Origin of the sequence: Dapis purpurea BLCC-M126 (assembly GCF_050015975.1) — a bacterium.
GTDB lineage: Bacteria > Cyanobacteriota > Cyanobacteriia > Cyanobacteriales > Microcoleaceae > Trichodesmium.
The window spans coordinates 1-19704 of the sequence record NZ_JBNHER010000087.1; the positions used below are offsets into that span (position 1 = coordinate 1).

Annotated in this window: 11 protein-coding genes; 9 read left to right on the forward strand and 2 right to left on the reverse strand. The window is 34.7% G+C overall.

Features of this window, described 5'->3' with window-relative positions; translation table 11 throughout:
* The first annotated feature begins 758 nt into the window (after nucleotides 1-758).
* Nucleotides 759-872: a zinc ribbon domain-containing protein gene (locus ACP6PL_RS08120; protein WP_426544435.1), complete on the forward strand. Its 114-nt coding sequence runs from the start codon at nucleotides 759-761 to the stop codon at nucleotides 870-872.
* Between the two features lie 344 nt (nucleotides 873-1216).
* Here the strand turns inward: ACP6PL_RS08120 and ACP6PL_RS08125 are convergent, their stop codons facing one another.
* Nucleotides 1217-2695: an ankyrin repeat domain-containing protein gene (locus ACP6PL_RS08125; protein WP_426544374.1), complete on the reverse strand. Its 1479-nt coding sequence runs from the start codon at nucleotides 2693-2695 to the stop codon at nucleotides 1217-1219.
* Between the two features lie 243 nt (nucleotides 2696-2938).
* On the opposite strand from ACP6PL_RS08125, the gene ACP6PL_RS08130 reads away from it, so the two are divergent.
* The 3 genes from ACP6PL_RS08130 to ACP6PL_RS08140 all read left to right on the forward strand — a co-directional run bounded on the left by ACP6PL_RS08130 (nucleotide 2939) and on the right by ACP6PL_RS08140 (nucleotide 4065).
* Complete coding sequence (locus tag ACP6PL_RS08130; RefSeq protein ID WP_426544376.1) at nucleotides 2939-3406, forward strand: DUF4079 domain-containing protein; 468 nt, start codon at nucleotides 2939-2941, stop codon at nucleotides 3404-3406.
* Between the two features lie 99 nt (nucleotides 3407-3505).
* Nucleotides 3506-3751, forward strand: coding sequence for a hypothetical protein (locus ACP6PL_RS08135; protein WP_426544378.1), 246 nt, complete (start codon nucleotides 3506-3508; stop codon nucleotides 3749-3751).
* 158 nt (nucleotides 3752-3909) lie between these two features.
* Complete coding sequence (locus tag ACP6PL_RS08140) at nucleotides 3910-4065, forward strand: zinc ribbon domain-containing protein (RefSeq protein ID WP_426544437.1); 156 nt, start codon at nucleotides 3910-3912, stop codon at nucleotides 4063-4065.
* A 472-nt stretch (nucleotides 4066-4537) separates the two neighbouring features.
* Here the strand turns inward: ACP6PL_RS08140 and ACP6PL_RS08145 are convergent, their stop codons facing one another.
* Entirely contained in the window at nucleotides 4538-5236 is a 699-nt protein-coding gene (locus ACP6PL_RS08145) for a DUF1997 domain-containing protein (RefSeq protein ID WP_426544380.1), read from the reverse strand.
* A 986-nt stretch (nucleotides 5237-6222) separates the two neighbouring features.
* Here ACP6PL_RS08145 and ACP6PL_RS08150 point away from each other — a divergent pair.
* The 5 genes from ACP6PL_RS08150 to ACP6PL_RS08170 all read left to right on the forward strand — a co-directional run bounded on the left by ACP6PL_RS08150 (nucleotide 6223) and on the right by ACP6PL_RS08170 (nucleotide 19436).
* Nucleotides 6223-6882: an NAD(P)H-binding protein gene (locus tag ACP6PL_RS08150; protein ID WP_426544382.1), complete on the forward strand. Its 660-nt coding sequence runs from the start codon at nucleotides 6223-6225 to the stop codon at nucleotides 6880-6882.
* Between the two features lie 216 nt (nucleotides 6883-7098).
* On the forward strand, nucleotides 7099-8256 hold the full coding sequence (locus tag ACP6PL_RS08155) for a glycoside hydrolase family 24 protein (RefSeq protein ID WP_426544384.1): 1158 nt from the start codon (nucleotides 7099-7101) through the stop codon (nucleotides 8254-8256).
* 1515 nt (nucleotides 8257-9771) lie between these two features.
* Complete coding sequence (locus tag ACP6PL_RS08160) at nucleotides 9772-13929, forward strand: TIR domain-containing protein (protein WP_426544386.1); 4158 nt, start codon at nucleotides 9772-9774, stop codon at nucleotides 13927-13929.
* A gap of 95 nt (nucleotides 13930-14024) precedes the next feature.
* A complete protein-coding gene (locus ACP6PL_RS08165) occupies nucleotides 14025-16088 on the forward strand; it encodes a toll/interleukin-1 receptor domain-containing protein (RefSeq protein WP_426544388.1) in 2064 nt (687 codons plus the stop codon).
* Between the two features lie 90 nt (nucleotides 16089-16178).
* Nucleotides 16179-19436 carry a TIR domain-containing protein gene (locus tag ACP6PL_RS08170; RefSeq protein ID WP_426544390.1) on the forward strand — a complete coding sequence of 1086 codons (3258 nt, stop codon included), beginning with the start codon at nucleotides 16179-16181 and terminating at the stop codon, nucleotides 19434-19436.
* The last annotated feature ends 268 nt before the right edge of the window (nucleotides 19437-19704 follow it).

Consider the following 19704-nt stretch of genomic DNA (forward strand, 5'->3'; position numbering starts at 1 on the left):
GGTTTTAACCTTCTTGTAATTATCAATTATCCATTATCAATTATCAATTAATGAAGCCAGCAAGTCCCCCGCTGTAATTTTTAATTCAGCGCTGCGGTAGAAGCTAGGCGTTATGTTTGTGGTTCTTCCTGATTTTGGATCTACTTTTTTAGCACTGAAATACTCACACCACCACAACTAGCAATAAAGTAAGATTCACTCCAAAAAAACAGCTTTGAAGTAAACCTGTTTGATTTGTTCCGGAAATTTCACTCTAAGTCTTCTCCTAGTTCAGGATGACGGAAATATGTTACCAGTAACAAAATACTCAAAGCCTTACCAATCAAAATTTATGAATTATGAATTCTGACTTCCGCGTAGCGGTACTAGTTACCAATGAATAATTGATAATTAATCAATTCGGTTTAAAGCCTTCCATTTCAAGAGAAAAAGTAGTCGTTTTGCTAGCGCAAAGCTCCGCTTTATATGTCGCGCAGCGTTAACGTGCGTTGTGCGCTAGCAAAACGCTCGTTGTGCGGAGCGCTAAACGCCATATCCAATCAACTAATATAAGAGATAAAGAAACATATAAGAGATAAAGAAACAAAATTTCCTTATTTTCAATTCCGTTCAGGTTTTAACCAGAGGTAATTATCCATTATCAATTAATGAATCCGACGTTGTAAAGCTAAATTAGGCGACAATGGTCAATTCTTTCCCAATGAATCAGCTAAATCAGGATTGAACAAGTCTTTGCATAATGCAGCCATTATCAATTTATTGATGTTTTAGAGTCTGTAATCTCGAAACTAGGTAAGCGAGTTATCAAAGTAGATCCAAAAGGTACATCTCAACATTGTTGGGAATGCTTGAATAAAGTCTCTAAAAGTTGATCAAACTACTGACATTCTTGTAGTAACTGTGGACAGGAATTATAGCAATCCTAAATAGGTTGTGACAGATTAAAAAGTAAATAAAAAAGTTGAAACTCTTACCTGTTGGCTGTTGCCAGTTAAGTGTTCCCTAAAAAGCAGTAAGATTTTTGCCACGAATAAAATAGGATTGCTATAGATAGGGACTATAACTCAGCACTTCTAATACAGAAAATAGGATTGTTGTCAACACGGGAGGAGGACATCACTTCTGTTAAAACTGCGGCTAGGGTTGCCTTGGCTGAAGAATCCCATGTTCTCAAGTAAGCCCAACGTTGGGAATATATCAAAATCTACAACCTTCTTCAAGCTCCAGCATTATTCAGTAACCTGATAATATCTTGATAACCATTAAATTCCGCTAACATTAAAGCTGTACAACCGCCTCGATTTTTATAGGTTAAATTAGCCCCAGAATCAATTAACAATTTTACAGCTTCAGCATGACCTTGATATGCTGCCCACATTAAAGCCGTCGCCTGATTATCATCTCGAAGATTAATATCTGCTCCCCTTTCTAAAAGTACCTTTAATGTTTCAATATCTCCTTGATATGCTGCTTTCATCATCGGAGTGGAACCTCCCTGGGCAGGAATATTTACATCTACACCAATATCTAGCAAAATATTAATAATCTCTTGATGTTTGTGCCATATTGCTAAAGTTAAAGCTGTCTCTCCAAGATGTTTACTATTTAATACAGATGTCAGATTTTGCTTTTCTATTTTGTCTAATAAAATTAATACGATATCTGTATAACCATGAAAAATTGCACCCAACAAAGGTGTATCACCGGCTTGATTTTTAGTAACAATTTCAGCTCCATAGTTTAGCAGCAGTTTTACTATTTCAGTATGATGTTCTACTATGGCAAAACTTAGTGCTGTTTCTCCTTCTAAATCTTGAGTATTAACATCAGCATCAGCATCTAATAAAGTAGAAGCGATCGCTACATTTCCTTCAGCAGCAGCAGCCATCAAAGCTGTACCGCCATTTCTACTTTTAATATTTACATCTGCCCCTGATTCTAATAAAGCCTTGACAATTTCTAAATAACCTAAATCGGCAGATAAAATTAGGGCAGTTTCTCCATCTTTATCTCTAAAATTAACATCTGCACCAGCTTTTAATAGTGTATTTACAGTAGATAAATCACCTGCTTCTGCTGCTTGCATTAACCATGTTTTACTTTGCAAATTTCTAGTATTTACATCGACACCATGATTAATAAAAATTTCTCTCATTTCTGCATAATTACTATTAGCAACTACGGATAAAGTAGACTCATCTACCCTAGCTCCAGCATTTAGCAAGACTTTAACTACATCTTGATAACCTTGAGCCGTCGCTAAACCTAAGGCCGTATCATGGTCTTTGTCTTGCACATTAACATCTGCTCCAGCAGCTATGAGTTGATTGACTACTACAATATAACCATTCATTGAGGCGACCATTAGGGGGGAAGCACCACGATCATTTTTGGCATTGACATCAGCACCTCTACTGAGCAAAACTTCTACTATTTCAGCTCGCCCATGACCTACAGCCAACATTAAAGCTGTAGCACCAAACTTTTTTCTCGTATAGTTTATATCAGCGCCTTTATCCAGTAATGCAGAGGCTATTTGACGGTAGCCCTTTTCTGTGGCCACCATTAAAGCCGTTGTACCATCTAGAGCTTGAGCATTAGCATCAATATTTTGAGCAAGAAGGACAGATACTTGAGCAAGATTACCATTTTTAACAGCCTGTACCAAGGCTGTTTCTTCTTTTTGCGAAGCCATACCAACAACTATAATCTATATTTTTCAGATTTTAACTGATTTTGGGAGAAGTCCCATGTTCTCATACCATGGAAGATAATTTTTGAAGTCAAAAGTCAAAAGTTAGAAGTTAAATTCTTGCTGTGACTATATTTGAGAAGAGCGATAATTTCCGCGATAGTAATGGCGACTCTATATGATCAACTACCTGTTATACTAAGTTTTATAAAGTTTTTTTACGAATCCTAGAGAGAAGATTAATTTATGGATCTGCCAATTCCTGAATCTATTAAGCCTTGGCTCAACTTTTTCCATCCTGCTATTATGTGGGTACTTTTGGCCTTGACAATTTATGCCTTATATCTCGGTATTAAAGTTCGCAACAGTAGAACTGCCACAGAAACAGAAAAGAAAAAAGAATTTGCTAAATTTAAAGTCAAACATCACCAAGTTGGTTCCCTACTCCTAGCTTTTATGGTTTTGGGGTCTCTTGGTGGAATGGCCGTCACTTATATTAATAATAGTAAATTGTTTTTTGGTCCCCACCTCCTCGCAGGGTTAGGCATGACAGGAGCGATCGCTCTTTCTGCTTCTTTAACTCCTTTTATGCAGAAAGGTCAAGATTGGGCGCGATACAGCCATATAGTTCTAAACGTTTCAATCGTGGGCCTTTTTAGTTGGCAAGCAGTAACAGGTGTAGAAATTCTGTTGAGGATTATTAGCAATATGTAAAACATTGTGACACTCCACCGGAGCAATCCGCGTGGATTCTTGAGAGCTAATTTATAAAGATGATATTCAAAGATAGTGGATATTTTCTAAAGCGACGCGGTGATTAAACAAGTTAATCTACTGGTGAAAGAATATTTTCAGCCCACGCAATCTCGAATTAGTGAGAAGTTAGTAGATGTAGTTGGTGTAGATTTAGGAGTAAAAACCTTAGCAACATTATCAACTAGCGAGGTATTTGAAGGTACTAAATCGAAAAGAAAGTTGGAGTATAAATTATCTCGGCTGCAATATTTCAACCGACATAAAGTCAGGTTTTCCCGCCAATTGGACAAAAACTCAACTTAAGATAGCTGAGTTACACAACACGATAGCCAATATTGGGAAAGATGGATTATACAAACTAACTACTCACCTGGCTAAAAACCACAGTCAAGTATCAGTATAAGACTTAAATATATCCCTATGGGATGGCTAACAACAAACTAGCCAAGGCTGTTACTAATATGAGTTTTTATCAGTTTTGTAGACAGTTAGAATACAAGTGTGAACTATACGGCTCTCGACTAGTTATTGTTGATAGATGGTTTCCTAGTTATAAAAAATTCTCTAACTGTGGAAACTTTAAAGAGTCTTTATCTTTAATTAGAGTGTACATTTAATTGCTCTAACTTTGGCTTTAATTGTGACATGGATTTGAATGCTAGTTTAAATCTAGCTATGGCGGTCAGTGAGAGCTACGCTCCGTGTTCTGTGTTTCACTGTAGCGTTGCGTTACACCAGTTTTGCGAAGCAACAGCAAACGACCGTCACAGCCTGTGGACTGGATAACGCTGACGTTGCCAGCTCGAAGTAAAAATAGAACAGACTATACAGAAAATCATAGATTTTTACAGATAGTTGTAGGTTTCTAGGAACAGTAGTAATTGGGGTAAACCATTTAGGATTGATCTTTGAATCCCCACTAGTGTTGATAAGCTCCTTGAATATTTAGTTTATAAATCAGCTCTTCAGATATTAAAGTTGAAGTAATAAATTTTTGCTATGACTAAGTTTTAGGATTTGATAGTTTCCTAAAAGTAATGGTTACTACTATAAATATTTAAACATTGTAAGGGTTTGTTGACCAAGCCCCTAATGTCTTTTTCTTTCTTTGGGAAATGGCAAATTATAAGTAGCATGAAAATCCATTTGAGTTTTGTAGCTCAAACACTGGGATACCTGGCGTACTACTTTAAGTAATAACCCATTGCCAGTCTTCTGAATCAAACCAGGGGACATTTTCTGAATAAACTGAGGAAACTTGACACCTACAGTTAAATCTAAATCCCATTTTGCCCCAGTAATCACAGTAGGGAGTCCCAATTTTTGAATCTCTTTGTGACTACAGAATTCCTCCGTGGGTAACTCTACTAATTTCATTTCTGATTGAAATTTAATTTCATATCCAGGAGGAGTATAATTTGGCACTTCAATATTCCTAATTCTATATATTCCTGCGGAATCTGGTGGCACTAGCTCCAAACCAACTCTGGCTTCTACCTGGTATCCCAAAGCACCCATTTTTCCAACCAACAAATCATAGCCATTTTCTCCAAGAGGCTCAACTTTCATGGGATGAGCACATCGACAAAACCAACTTCTATGAGATGCAAAGTGCTTTGCTACTGTTTCAACATCTACATACAGTTTCATACAATCACTATATTTAGTCTTAAACCAAGTAGTTTTGCTAGTTTCTGGTGTGTCTATTTCTGTTGTACTTAAGTAAAAATCACTAATCAAGTTTTTGTCCATTTCTAAGGTTTGATCTGCTGAAAAATTTTGGTGCATGATTAGTCCTCTCGTGTATATATATATACACTATACTCAATAATTTGAGGATTGCCAAATTGAAAATTTAATTTATCCCAGGAGATATCTTTATCCTTATGAAGAAGGACTCATGGAGTTAAAATTAATATTTGTTTAGAGGTATTTATAGCAGTTTTCATTTTGGTAGACCACATTAGTAGGGTGTCTAGATTTATTTTGTGGGTAACTTAGACCTGTCCCCTGACCCCTAGAGGCCAGAGAAACTCCTCCTTCCCCAGTAGGTCTATGCTTGACCCACATAAGATCGAATTCCTGACAGGATAGGGGATAGGGGAAAAGAAGACAAACCTGCCATTTCTCATATCTAGGACAGAGGTGACTAAAAGTGAATAAGGCAATTTCACCATTTGCCAACTCTGACTAGCTACTTAAACCATCTCTCCAAATTCCCCACATTCCCCACCCTCCAATGCTTATAAGACTTATGGTTCAATAATTGATAATTGATAATGAATAATTGATAATTACCTCTCCCTACAAGCTATGCTTTACCCACATCTTTCTTAACATTTCTCAAATAGCAGGGAGTGGGTAGTAGAGAGCAGGGAAAGGGCGCTATCAAGTAGGCTGCATAGATACTCGTAAAAGTCAAGCTATCTGCTGTTATTAAATCCCCAAACTCTTAACCAATAATGCTTTCAAGATTGTAAATAATTATGTGGGTAATGGATAGCCCTAAAAGGAAGAGGATTGACGCGGTAGGGAACATTTTTTCTTGTTTCTCCTTTAGAAGGAGAGGCTTTATACCTTAATTATTCGGTAAGGGATAGCCCCAGTAGGTAAGGGGGTTGTCAGGGTTTGGTTTTTTCAAGCCACATTTTTAAGCTAGGTGTCCTAGTAGGAAAGATTTTCCTCTATATTTGTGGGCCTTCAAGCAGATATGATCTAGGTCGGGACTTTGAGCAAAAGGTTGTTAAGATGTATAAGTTTATATAAATTTAGATATGAAAGCATTTGTTCCTGGAGCAACTGGCCAAACAGGTCGTCGGATTGTACAAGAGTTGGTGAGGCGAGATATTCCTGTTAAGGCTTTAGTTCGTAACTTAGAAACAGCGAGAGAAATTATCCCCCCAGAAGCAGAGTTAGTAATGGGGGATGTCCTTAATTCTAGTAGTCTCTACAGTGCTATTGGGGATAGCACTGTAGTGATATGTGCTACAGATGCTAAACCTAATTTAGACCTGACTAACCCATATAAAGTTGATTATTTAGGAACTAAAAATTTAGTAGATGTTGCCAAACAGAAGGGTATTGAACATTTTGTTTTAGTTTCATCTTTGTGTGTGTCTCAATTTTTTCACCCTCTAAATTTGTTCTGGCTAGTTTTATTCTGGAAGAAACAAGCTGAAGAATATATTGAGAAAAGTGGTCTTAATTATACTATTGTTCGCCCTGGCGGTCTGAAAAATGATGATAACCAATTTCCTATTGTTATGGAATCTGCTGATCGGTTATTTGAGGGTAGTATTGCCCGGACTAAAGTAGCACAAGTTTCTGTGGAGGCAATATTTCAACCAGCAGCTTGCAATAAAATTGTTGAGATTGTTACTCAGGCAGAAGCACCTGAAAAATCTTTGGCAGAATTATTTATTTCTGTCTCTTGACTGTAGTTTTAAATTGATTTATCGCATACCACATTTTAGAATTATTTCAATACAGTAATTGTTGTAAAAAAATCACAGCTATTTTACCTATTAAAAAGGAGGTGCAAGTTTGGGTGAGTTGAGTTAAAATATATGTTTATTAGAGACTTTATAAAATGTAATTCATTGTATGAAGCTCTCAGAATAATATTTAGAAAATCACCCTTGACGATTTAGATGCGTTCTGTTAAACCGAAAATTAGAAGAAAGGTACGAAAGCCTTCTCAAGTCCGTTTTATGCTTTTCAAACGCCTAATTTTTATATCTATACTTATCGTCTCTTTTATATCTTTTTTCCAGATTTTTAAGGGAAAATTCAATCTAAATAAACAGCAATTAACCAAATTAAATGCCCCTAATCAATATAATTATGATTATGATTATGATGATGGAGAAAAATGGCCTCGACTAGCAATGAAAGGTGGAGATCCTTATATTCGGGCGTTAATGCGAACTATTTCAGCGAGTGAGTCTAATTATGCTCAACCTTATCATGTTGTTTATACAGGTAAAAAGGTATCTGACCTGAGAAAACATCCAGACTGGTGTATAACGATAGTTTCTGGTCCAAATCAAGGAAACTGTAGCACTGCAGCAGGAAGATATCAAATGTTAAGCAATACTTGGTATCTTATGGCAAAACGTTATCATCCTCAACCTAGTTGGTCTTTATTTTGGGCATCTTACAGTTTTGAGCCAAAATATCAGGATGCTGTTGTACATGGTTGGTTAAGCGATCGCAAATATTGGAAGAAAGATATTCCTGGGTTGTTAAGAAAGGGAAAATTAAATCAAGTTCTGCGGTTATTATCCGGTACATGGACGAGTTTAGGATATGGAATTGAAACTAATTCTATGAGTAGGCATTTACCAACAGTATATCAGGAAGTTTTGCAGGATGAATTAAGTTTGTTAGGAGATAATTTTTCTCAGAAACAAGAAAATTCTGTGGTGGTTGAATATTTTCCTAAAGATGTTGATAATGGAGTAGTTGAAAAAGCTTTAAGAAGTTTAGATTATCAAGTTATACTTTTACCAACTTTTACAGTAGATGTGCCTAGCAATTCAATTTGGTTTGGTTCAAAAGTAAATATAGAACACGTTAAGTTAGTTGCAGAAACATTAATTAGTGCAGGTGTCAAGATTAGGGCGATTCGACCTTTTAATAAAAAAGTAGAATTTGCGGATCTATTAATTCAAGTTGGAGCCGATCCAGAAATAGAAAATATACCGTCTTTAACCTTAGAGGAAGTTCGTAGCAAATCTAGTTTTTCTAGAGGTGATATATTTTTGAATAGAGAGGTTAATAGTCTCTTATACTCTCAAAAAAATTAGCGAAAAATTTAGATAATCTTGGCAAGATAAAAAAATAGACAAAGACTAGCATTAACTAAAAACTACAAAACTATCATAATTTTAAGATGTGAACATATCAGGAATTCTAAAAAAGCGGTGGGACCCCGCGACGACGATAGTCGGAAGGGAACGGGCAGCAAGACATCATAAGTTAGTGAGTGTCATTGCTAATTTTAGTTTTGATTAATTCAAGCCTCAGCTTATAGCAAATTTAAAAAATATAGTTACAGTAAAATTACAACAAAACGGGTAGTAAATTTACTAATGATGTAGAAGGTATAAATTAAGTTCTCCCGCTGACATAAAAAACAATATAAGTTAGTGAGTGTGATTGAAGTAAATATTATAAATTATTATCTCTTGAATTCTGACTACTGACTTATAAAAACAAAGGCACTGTAGCAATATTTTATTAAATTGGTATTATATACAAATGTGAGTAATATAGTAATAATTTGTATGGCAATTCATACTGTTTTACGGAAGTAAAAAGTAAAAAATAAGATTTTATCGGCTCAAAACTTTGAGGCTACAATGATTTCAGGAAATTATTTTACATCTAAAACTTTGAAACTATTTGTGATATCTTTAAAGTTAATTGGTATAACAATTTTCATGTCTGCTATTTAATTCTTAATTATTCAGTAATACCAATTTGATAAATGTTTGCTACAAATGGTAGAAGTAAGGAAGAAGGAAGAAGCAAGAAGGAAGAATGAGTAAATATTGAAAAAAAGGGGGGAAATAATAGATATAACTATCTCACATGAATTAGAGTAGCTATTTTTCAGCACATCCGATCAGGGGCTACATTTTCGTAGCATTCTTTTTTCAAAGTGGTATAACTATATATCAATAAATTTGCTCTTAGATAGAAATTTAGAGCAAATTCATTTCAGTTATCAGTTATCAGTTGTCAAACATAGCATTCCTGTTAATAATTAGTATAAGTCCTAGTAGGTAATAGTGCTAAGTACCTAAACAAAATTATTTACCTATTCCAATTCTATCTAATCTTTACAAGGCAATGAATTCAGCTTTGCTAACTGTGTAATTAATATTGTGTACCTGCTTACCTATTTCAAAATCTGCATAACCTTTACCAACTCAGAAATATATTAGCTTATATAATAAAACCAACTCTATATTAAAAACTTAGGAGTTAGACAATGAGAATTTTTATATAAAAATATATTAAGGACGAAACTACTAGGTAGTTCTAAAGATTTAAGGATATTGGTTAATATAGAAATCAGGAATTAGATGTGAGAATTTGACTATTCCTTAAAAGTAGAAAATATAGTAGTCATCTTATGAAGAAGACACATATGAAGAAGACACATTTTTTTATTTTTATTTGTTACCTTTTACCTAAAATTATCGAATATCTCACGACTTAAATCATATTGCTATATATTATTTTTATTATCAATATTTAACCGAAAAAAATTATTTTTTGACGATACAAGATATAATTACTAAACATAAAAAACCATGAATGAATCTTACAATGCCTTTATTTCCTACGGACGTGCTGACAGCAAAACATTTGCTACAAAACTCTATGAAAAACTCACAGAAAACGGTCTAAAAATCTGGTTTGATCAAAATGATATTCCTCTGGGAGTAGACTTTCAAAATCAAATTGATGATGGGATTACAAAAGCTGATAATTTTCTGTTTATTATTGCGCCTCATTCTGTCAATTCTCCATATTGTCTCAAAGAAATTAATCACGCTATTAAATACAATAAGAGAATTATTCCTATACTCCATGTTGAGCAAATTACTTATAAAATTTGGCAACAAAGAAATCCTCAAGGTACTCTAGAAGAATGGGAATTTTATCAAGAACAGGGTAAGCATTCCAGTTTCCCAAATATGCACCCAGAAATAGGTAGAATTAACTGGGTTTATTTTCGGGAAGATATTGATGATTTTGATAAAAGTTTTACCGATTTGATTGAGTTATTCAAACGTAACGAAGACTATGTCAAACAACATACTAATATCTTAATTAAAGCCTTAGAATGGGAACAGTATCAAAAACAAACTCGTTATTTGTTAATTGGTAAAGAACGCCTAGAAGCAGAAAAATGGTTGAAAATTAAATTTACAGAAGAACAGCCTCCTTGTCTTCCCACCGATTTACATTGCGAACTTATCTGTGAAAGTGAGAAAAATGCTAATAATTTAATGACTCAAGTTTTCTTAGCTTTTGCTGAAGAAAATAAACATATGGTGGAGAAAATTAGAAAAAGTTTAATTCGAGAAGGAATTACTGTTTGGAGTTATCATACTGATATTAAAACAGGCAAAGATTTTCAGACTGAAATTAATCAAGGAATTGCTGGGGCTGATAATTTGATTTATTTATTGTCTCCAGCAGCCCTCAAATCAGAATACTGTCAGCAAGAATTAGCCTATGCTTTGAGTCTAAATAAACGGATTATTTCGATAATAATAGAACCTATCGATCTAGCACAAATTCCTACAGAAATTAGCAATTTACAATTTATAGATCTGAGTGGTGAATTCTATCAGGAAGGGGTTGATAAATTAATTAAAGAATTACAAGAAGATGCGGTTTATTATCAACAACATAAAATTCTATTAGCCAAAGCTTTGAAATGGCTCGAACAAAATCGTAACCCTAGTATTTTACTGCGTGGTTATAATCTAGAACAATATCAAAGTTGGTTGGAGCTAACCCAAAGCAGAACTATTAATTTACCCATTACTTTGCAAAGAGAATTTATTACTGAAAGTACAAAACAACCACCTAATTTAGTTTTAGATGTTTTTATTTCTTATTCCCGTGCGGATTCAGATTTTGCTAGGCAGTTAAATGATGCTTTATTAACTCAGGGAAAAACAACTTGGTTTGACCAAGAAAGTATTGCGACAGGCACAGATTTTCAACAGGAAATTTATCGGGGTATTGAACAGTCGGATAACTTCTTATTTATTATTTCCCCAGATTCGGTAAATTCTTCTTATTGTGCTGATGAGGTGGAATATGCAAAAAGTTTAAATAAACGGTTTGTGACAGTGTTGCATCGAAAGGTTGATTCTGAAGAGTTGCATCCAGAGTTGGCGAAAGTACAATGGTTAGATTTTAATCGCTGTGGAGGAGAATTTTATGCTAACTTTAGCGAGCTAGTACGTTTTTTGGATACTGATAGAGATTATGTCAGAAACCATACAAAATTCTCACAACAAGCGTTGGACTGGCAGGAAAAAGCTAGTGAAGATTTGTTACTACGAGGAAGTGAATTGGCGATAGCTAAAAATTGGTTACAGGAAGCTCTTAATAGTAACAAACAACCCCCACTTACCAAATTGCAAAAGAAATTTATTGGAGCTAGTGAAAAGCTACATACTAGTATTCAACGAGCAACAGCAAAACGCAGAAAACGTGATATTACAACTGCTTGGGGAATTACAGTGGGTTCCCTATTGGCAGTTATCATTAGCACTGGGTTGTGGCAGAATTCTAGACATGAGCATAAAGTTGCCCAACTTAATTTAGCACAGTCTCTTGCTCGCTCTTCTTTGTCTCTATTTATTGGTAACAAAGAATTGGAGGCTTTGATCGAAGTGATTAAAGCGGGAAAAAATTTGCAAACATACAAGGCGAAAGATCCAGAAGTGATCGACGCATTGCAGCAGTCTGTTTATAGTGGCAGTGAAAGCAACAGATTACAAGGACACAAAAATTCCATTAGATCTCTGAGTTTTAGTCCAGATGGCAAAATATTGGCATCAGGGAGTGATGATAAACAGATTAAGCTGTGGAATATGGAAACGGGGGCAGAAATACGAACTTTGTCTGGACACGATCGCTCTGTTATTAGTGTCTGCTTTAGTGGAGATGGTAAAATTTTAGCGTCGGCAGGAAAAGATAAGAAGATAAAGCTCTGGAATGTAGAAACAGGCAAAGAAATTGGCACCTTCTCCGGACATACTGACTGGATAAATAGCATGAGTTTTAGTCGGGATGGTAAGATTTTAATATCAGGGAGTAAGGATAATACCATTAAACTCTGGAATGTAGAGACAGGCAAAGAAATTTATACTCTCTTCGGGCACGAGGGTAGTGTGATTAGTATCAGTTTTAGTCCTGACGGCAAGACTTTAGTATCGGGGAGCAAAGACAAAACAATTAAATTCTGGGATGTAGAGACAGGTAGAGAAATTTACACCCTATTCGGACATAATGGTTTGGTGAGTAGCGTCCGTTTTAGTCCGGATGGCAAGATATTAGCATCAGGTAGTTATGATAAAACGGTTAAACTTTGGGATTTAGAAACAGGTGAGGAAATTCGGACTTTGGCAGGGCATTTTAGTTCAATTATGAGTGTGAGTTTTAGTCCCAATGGTAAACATTTAGCGACTGGTAGTAAAGACCGAATAGTTAAGTTGTGGGATATAGAAACAGGAAATGAAATTCGCTCTTTTCACGGTCACGATGCTTGGGCATTTCGGGTAAGTTTTAGCCCTGATGGCAAGATATTAGCATCGGGTAGTGGCGACAAAACCATCAGACTCTGGAATTTAGAAACGAGAAGAGAACTTAGTACACTTAAAGGACATGATGATTCTATTCAACATTTAAGTTTTCCTCTAAGTTCATCTTCTCAGATAGATGAGTCTGAGAAAGAGATGATATTTGTTTCTAGTGGCGCTGATAAAAATGTCACATCTGAGAAAGAGATGATATTTGTTTCTGGTGGCGCTGATAAAACTGTCAAGATATGGGATTTGAAGACTACAACTCAATATACTTTGAAGGGACATGATGACTCGGTAATGAAAATTAGTGTGAGTCCCGATGGTAAAACCATTGCTTCTGCTGGTGAAGATAGCACCATTATTTTATGGGATGTAGAAACAAAACAAGAGATTCATCGGCTCAAAGGTCATACCGATGCCATCAAGGCAATTAGTTTTAGTCCGGATGGCAACATCTTAGCTTCTGGGAGTAAAGATACCACTATCAAACTTTGGAATTGGAGAACAAAAAAAGAAATAGGTAATCTCAAAGGTCACGAAAGCACGGTAATGACAATGAGTTTTAGTCCGGATGGCAAGACCTTAGCTTCTGGTAGTAAGGATAATATAATTAATCTCTGGAATATAGAAACAATGGAAAAAATGGAACCTCTGACGAACGATAATCAAAGTTCTAATTTTAGTATCAGTTTCAGTCCAGATGGCAAGACTTTAGCTGCTGGAGGCGATCGGAATATTGTTACTCTGTGGGATGTAGAAAAAAGAGAAAAAGTTTTCACTTTCAAAGGCCATAGTAATTCCATCAACAGCATTAGTTTTAGTCCAGATGGCAAGATTTTAGCTTCTGGAAGTTCTGACAAAACAATTAAACTTTGGAACCCGAAACAGGGAAATACTATTTTGACGTTTCACGGACATGAAGATTCAGTTAATAGTGTCAGTTTTAGTCCTGATGGCAAAGTGTTAGTATCTGGTAGTGATGATAAAACAATTAGACTTTGGGATGTAGAAGAACTAGATTTAGATATAGATTTAAACGACTTAATGCTCCGGAGTTGTAATTGGGTGCGTGGTTATTTGCAGCATAATCCTTATGTGGAAGATGATGATAGGAACTTGTGCGATGATATTGGTTAAATCAAATGGGGTATAGGGGAGCTAGTAAAGATTATAACTAATATTATTATATAATCTAATTGCCTCCAAGACCTAATTACTAAGCCCAAAAACCTATGCCTGAATATTATAATGCCTTCATTTCCTATGGACGGGCAGATAGCAAATCTTTTGCTACAAAACTCTATGAAAAACTTACAGAAAATGGTCTGAAAATCTGGTTTGATCAAAATGATATTCCCCTGGAAGTAGACTTTCAAAATCAAATTGACGATCGTATTGCAAAAGCTGATAATTTTCTGTTTATAATTACTCCTCACTCCGTTAATTATCATTACTGCCTCAAAGAAATTAATCACGCCATTAAATACAATAAACGTATCATCCCACTACTCCACGTCGAACAAATTACTTATGAAATATGGCAACAACGAAACCCTCAATGCACTTTAGAACAATGGGAAATTTATCGACAACAAGGTAAGCATTCCTGTTTCCCGAATATGCATCCAGAAATAGGCAGAATTAACTGGATTTATTTTCGGGAAAATATTGATGATTTTGATAAAAGTTTGACTGACTTAATCGAATTATTTAATCGTCATCAAGATTACGTCAAACAACATACAAATATCTTAGTTAAAGCCTTAGACTGGAAAAAAAATCAAAAACAAACTCGTTATTTGTTAATTAGTCAAGAACGCCAAGCAGCAGCACAATGGTTGAAAACTAAATTTGCCGAAGAACAACCGCCCTGTATCCCTACAGACTTACATTGTGAATTTATCTGTGAGAGTGAAAAAAATGCTAATAATTTAATGACTCAAGTTTTTCTGACTTTTGCTGAAGCAGATAAAAATATGATGGAGCAAATCAGGAAAAGTTTGATAAGAGAAGGAATTACTGTCTGGAGTTATAATACTGATATTCAAACTAGAAAAAATTTTCAACAAGAAATTCGGCGAGGTATTGCCGGAGCTGATAATGTAATTTATTTATTGTCTCCTGAAGCGATAAAGTCAGAATATTGCCAACAAGAATTAACCTATACTTTGAGTATGAATAAACGAATTATCTCTCTATTAATATCTCCCACAGATGTTACACAAATTTCTTCAAAAATCAACAATTTACAATTTATTGATTTGACTAAATCAGAATCCCAAGGAATAGACAAACTTATCAAAGAATTAAAACAAGAAGCTGTTTATTATCAGCAACATAAAATTTTATTAGTCAAAGCTTTAAAATGGGTGGAACAAAATCGTAACCTTAATATTTTATTGCGGGGTTATAATCTAGAAAAATATCAAAGTTGGCTTGAACTGGCTAGAAGTCGAGCAGTGAATTTAGCCACAGATTTACAAATAGAATTTATTGCTGAAAGTGCTAAACAACCACCTAATTTAGCATTAGATGTTTTTGTTTCTTATTCACGGGCAGATGCAGATTTTGCTAGACGCTTAAATGATGCTCTACAAACTTATGGTAAAACTACTTGTTTTGACCAAGAAAGTATTGCGACAGGAACAGATTTTCAACAGGAAATTTATCGGGGTATTGAAAAGTCGGATAACTTCTTATTTATTATTTCCCCAGAGTCGGTAAATTCTCCTTATTGTGCTGATGAAGTCGAATATGCCAAAAGTCTAAATAAACGTTTCATCACAGTATTGCATCGAAAAGTTAATACTGCCGAATTACATCCAGAGTTGGCAAAAGTACAATGGTTAGATTTTAATCGGTATGGGGGAGACTTTTATGCAAACTTTAGTGAGTTAGTGCGGACGTTGGATACAGACAGAAAATATGTACGCGAACATACGAAAATTTCGCAGAAAGCCTTAGAGTGGGAAAAAAATGGGAAAAATGTTGATTTATTGTTGCAAGGGAAGGAGGCTGTCAAGGCTTATGAGTGGTTGCGAGCAGCAGAACAAAAGGGAAAAAAACCTCTATTAAGTGGGTTGTTAAAAGAATATATTTTGACTACAAAAGTAGAATTAGAACTAAAAAACAAAGAATTTGTACTTCAAGAACTAGAGTTACAACAAAAAAGGGCAAAGCTGATTTTATTTGCCTTTTTGCTGTTTATGACTGGATTTTTTATATTACTATATGTTCAAGCAAACAGCCAATCGGAAGAATACCCCGTTACTCCGTCTGAGAGCAATAGTAGGTGAAGAAATTATCACATCTATTTGTATTAACTGTAAATTTATTGGAGCAATTGTTTATTATTAGCTTAATAATTTCCATTATGGTAAAAATCTATGACTGAATATTACAATGCTTTTATTTCTTATGGACGGGCAGATAGCAAATATTTTGCGATAAAACTCTATGAAAAACTCACAGAAAATGGTCTGAAAATCTGGTTTGATCAAAATGATATTCCCCTCGCTGTAGACTTTCAAAATCAAATTGATGATGGGATTACAAAAGCTGATAATTTTCTGTTTATAATTGCCCCTCACTCTATTAATTCTCCCTACTGCCTCAAAGAAATTAATCATGCCATTAAATACAACAAACGAATTATTCCACTACTTCATGTTGAACAAATTACTTGTGAAATTTGGCAACAAAGAAATCCTCAAGGTACTCTAGAAGAATGGGAAATTTATCAACAACAAGGTAACCATTCTTGTTTCTCTAATATGCACCCAGAAATAGGCAGAATTAACTGGGTTTATTTTCGGGAAGATATTGATGATTTTGACAAAAGTTTTAGGGATTTGATTGAATTATTCAAACGTCACGAAGATCATGTCAAACAACATACTAATATCTTAATTAAAGCCTTAGACTGGGAAAAAAATCAAAAACAAACTCGTTATCTGTTAACTGCTAAAGAACGTCTAGAAGCAGAAAAATGGTTAAAAATTAAATTTACAGAAGAACAACCTCCTTGTATTCCCACAGATTTACATTGTGAATTTATCTGTGAAAGTCAGAAAAATGCTAATAATTTAATGACTCAAGTTTTCTTGGCTTTTGCTGAAGCAGATCAACAGATCATGGAGCAAATTAGAAAAAGTTTGATAAGGGAAGGGATTACTGTTTGGAGTTATCATACTGATATTCAGACTGGAAAAAATTTTCAGCAAGAAATTAATCAAGGTATTGCTGCAGCTGATAATATTATTTATTTATTGTCTCCTGAAGCGATAAAATCAGAATCTTGTCAACAAACATTAACCTATGCTTTGAGTCTGAATAAACGAATGATTCCTCTTTTAATTTCTCCCACAGATTTAACAGAAATTTCTCCAGGAATAAGTAATTTACAATTAATAGATTTGACTCCATCAGAGCCAGAAGGAATAGACAAACTTATTAAAGAGTTAAAATCAGAAGCTGTTTATTATCAACGACATAAAATTTTATTAGTCAAAGCTTTGAAATGGCTCGAACAAAATCGTAACCCTAGTATTTTATTGCGGGGTTATAATCTTGAACAATATCAAAGTTGGCTAGAATTAGCTGGAAATATCACCGCTAATTTACCCACAAATTTACAAAGAGAATTTATTGCTGAAAGTGCTAAAGAACCACCTGATTTAGCTTTAGATGTTTTTGTTTCTTATTCACGGGCAGACTCGGATTTTGCTAGACAGTTAAATGATGCTTTACAAACTCAGGGAAAAACTACTTGGTTTGACCAGGAAAGTATTGCTACAGCAACAGATTTTCAACAGGAAATTTATCGAGGTATTGAACAGTCGGATAACTTCTTATTTATTATTTCCCCAGAGTCGGTAAATTCTCCTTATTGTGCTGATGAAGTCGAATATGCCAAAAGTTTAAATAAACGTTTTGTGACAGTATTGCATAGAAAAGTTAATCTTGCGGAATTACATCCAGAATTGGCAAAAGTGCAATGGTTAGATTTTAATAGGTATGAGGGAGATTTTTATGCTAATTTTAGTGAGTTGATGCGGACGTTAAATATAGATAGGGAATATGTGCGGGAACATACGAAAATGTTGCATAAGGCATTGGAATGGAAGCAAAGAAATAAAACTATAGATTTACTGTTGCGGGGAAGTGAATATACGAGAGCTTATGAGTGGTTGCAGTTAACAATAACAAAATCTAAGCAACCTCCAGTAACTGAAAATATGAAGGAATTTATTCTTCAGAGTAAGTCAGTCGAACGTTTACAAAAGTTGCGGAAGAAAACAAAAAAAATCATTTTTAGACCTTTAGAAGCAATCTCTCTAACTATATTAATTTTATATAGTTGGCAATTGCCAACTCAACGTTTTTTGATTGAGAAGCGAGTATTAGTTCAAGCTATGTATCGTCAATTTACTAATCAAGTTGATAGACAAAATTCACCACCTGTACTGTTAGTAGAAATTGACGAAGATTCTATTAGAAAAGCAAAAATATCCGATCCTGTACCAATGGATCGTAGTTATATCGCCAAAATTATTGATAAACTGACAACCATCAATACCAAAATTATTGGTCTTGACTATCTTTTTGACCGCCATCAACCAGAAAATGACAAAAAATTTGCCCAGACTCTACGCTCATCCATAGAAAAGCAAAACACTTGGTTTGTATTTGCCACATCCCGCAATCCAGCAGGTGGTTGGTTTGAAACATTACCAGAGTTAGCTTCCTCTAACTGGAGACTACAGGGAAATGTTAGTGTAGTAGGTTATGATCGTTACGTTACTCATGTAACACTGCTACCAAGAAACTATTCTACTAAGACACTATTGTCCTTTGCTTATTTATTAGCAGTTGCTCATTTGTTAAACGTGCAACAATCTGATAATTTGCTGCAACCTCAGATTAATTCTTCAATTGATTGGTTATCTCAAGTCAAAAATCATATTAATCAAACCACAGGTAAACATTTTTTGGAATTATTTTCTAGCTCATCTCGCTTACAACCTTTAACTAACTTTTCTTATGGACTAGGGCAAATGTGGCTGCATCCAATTATAGATTTTTCTATTCCTCCAGAAGCAGTTTTTCTTCGTTTACCAGCTTGGCAACTTTTGGAAAGTAGTAAAGAGCAATTATTAGCAACAACTAAGGTAGAAAAACTTCCGTCGATAGTGATTATTGCTCCTGGATATAAAGATGCAGGATTAACTCCTGGAAAAAGCAATTTTCCTTTACCTAATGCTGTTCGTTACTGGCGTTCTCAAAAAAATCCTCCTAACCTAAGTAGGGCATTGACAGGGGGAGAAATTCATGGTTATATGGTTCATCATTTCCTCAACCAAAGATTAGTTATACCTATTACTGATTTATGGTTAATTGGCATAGCTATTTTGTTAGGAAAAGGAATAGTATTAATATTAGAAAATTACTCTATAGGGCACAAACAAAAAAGTATTTTTTTATTACTATTTTTATTAAATATAATTTATGGTTTAACTAGTCTACAAATTTATATTACCGGTGCAATTTTATTGCCTTTGTTCTTGCCTAGTTTAACATTTTGGGTTTGTATATTTTTCTATTTAGTCAAACCCAAATCAACAATTAAAAAAGCATTAACTTAGCTGTAGAGCAAGCCTTCCCTAAAGCTAGCAATCTCAAAATTTGACTACTATAGTTGAGATTGTCACGGGGAGTAATAATTGGGGTAAAATCAAATCATTGTTTTTTCAGCCCCCTCGGTGCGGACAGTAGAGTTTAGTCTTGTTATTGCGAGGCAGTAATCAAATAATACCAAATTCAAAAAAGGTTGCTACAGTATTAAGATTAATACTGCTAGCAACAGACTAAAGCACTGTAACAGTTTGATAATGGTTGTATTCGGGATAGTTG

Bases quoted from the DNA above. Each gene is read 5' to 3' on its own strand.
- ACP6PL_RS08160 (WP_426544386.1), top strand. From the start codon at position 9,772: ATGAATGAATCTTACAATGCCTTTATTTCCTACGGACGTGCTGACAGC.
- ACP6PL_RS08150 (WP_426544382.1), top strand. From the start codon at position 6,223: ATGAAAGCATTTGTTCCTGGAGCAACTGGCCAAACAGGTCGTCGGATT.
- ACP6PL_RS08145 (WP_426544380.1), bottom strand. From the start codon at position 5,236: ATGCACCAAAATTTTTCAGCAGATCAAACCTTAGAAATGGACAAAAAC.
- ACP6PL_RS08155 (WP_426544384.1), top strand. From the start codon at position 7,099: ATGCGTTCTGTTAAACCGAAAATTAGAAGAAAGGTACGAAAGCCTTCT.
- ACP6PL_RS08125 (WP_426544374.1), bottom strand. From the start codon at position 2,695: ATGGCTTCGCAAAAAGAAGAAACAGCCTTGGTACAGGCTGTTAAAAAT.
- ACP6PL_RS08165 (WP_426544388.1), top strand. From the start codon at position 14,025: ATGCCTGAATATTATAATGCCTTCATTTCCTATGGACGGGCAGATAGC.
- ACP6PL_RS08140 (WP_426544437.1), top strand. From the start codon at position 3,910: ATGAGTTTTTATCAGTTTTGTAGACAGTTAGAATACAAGTGTGAACTA.
- ACP6PL_RS08130 (WP_426544376.1), top strand. From the start codon at position 2,939: ATGGATCTGCCAATTCCTGAATCTATTAAGCCTTGGCTCAACTTTTTC.
- ACP6PL_RS08170 (WP_426544390.1), top strand. From the start codon at position 16,179: ATGACTGAATATTACAATGCTTTTATTTCTTATGGACGGGCAGATAGC.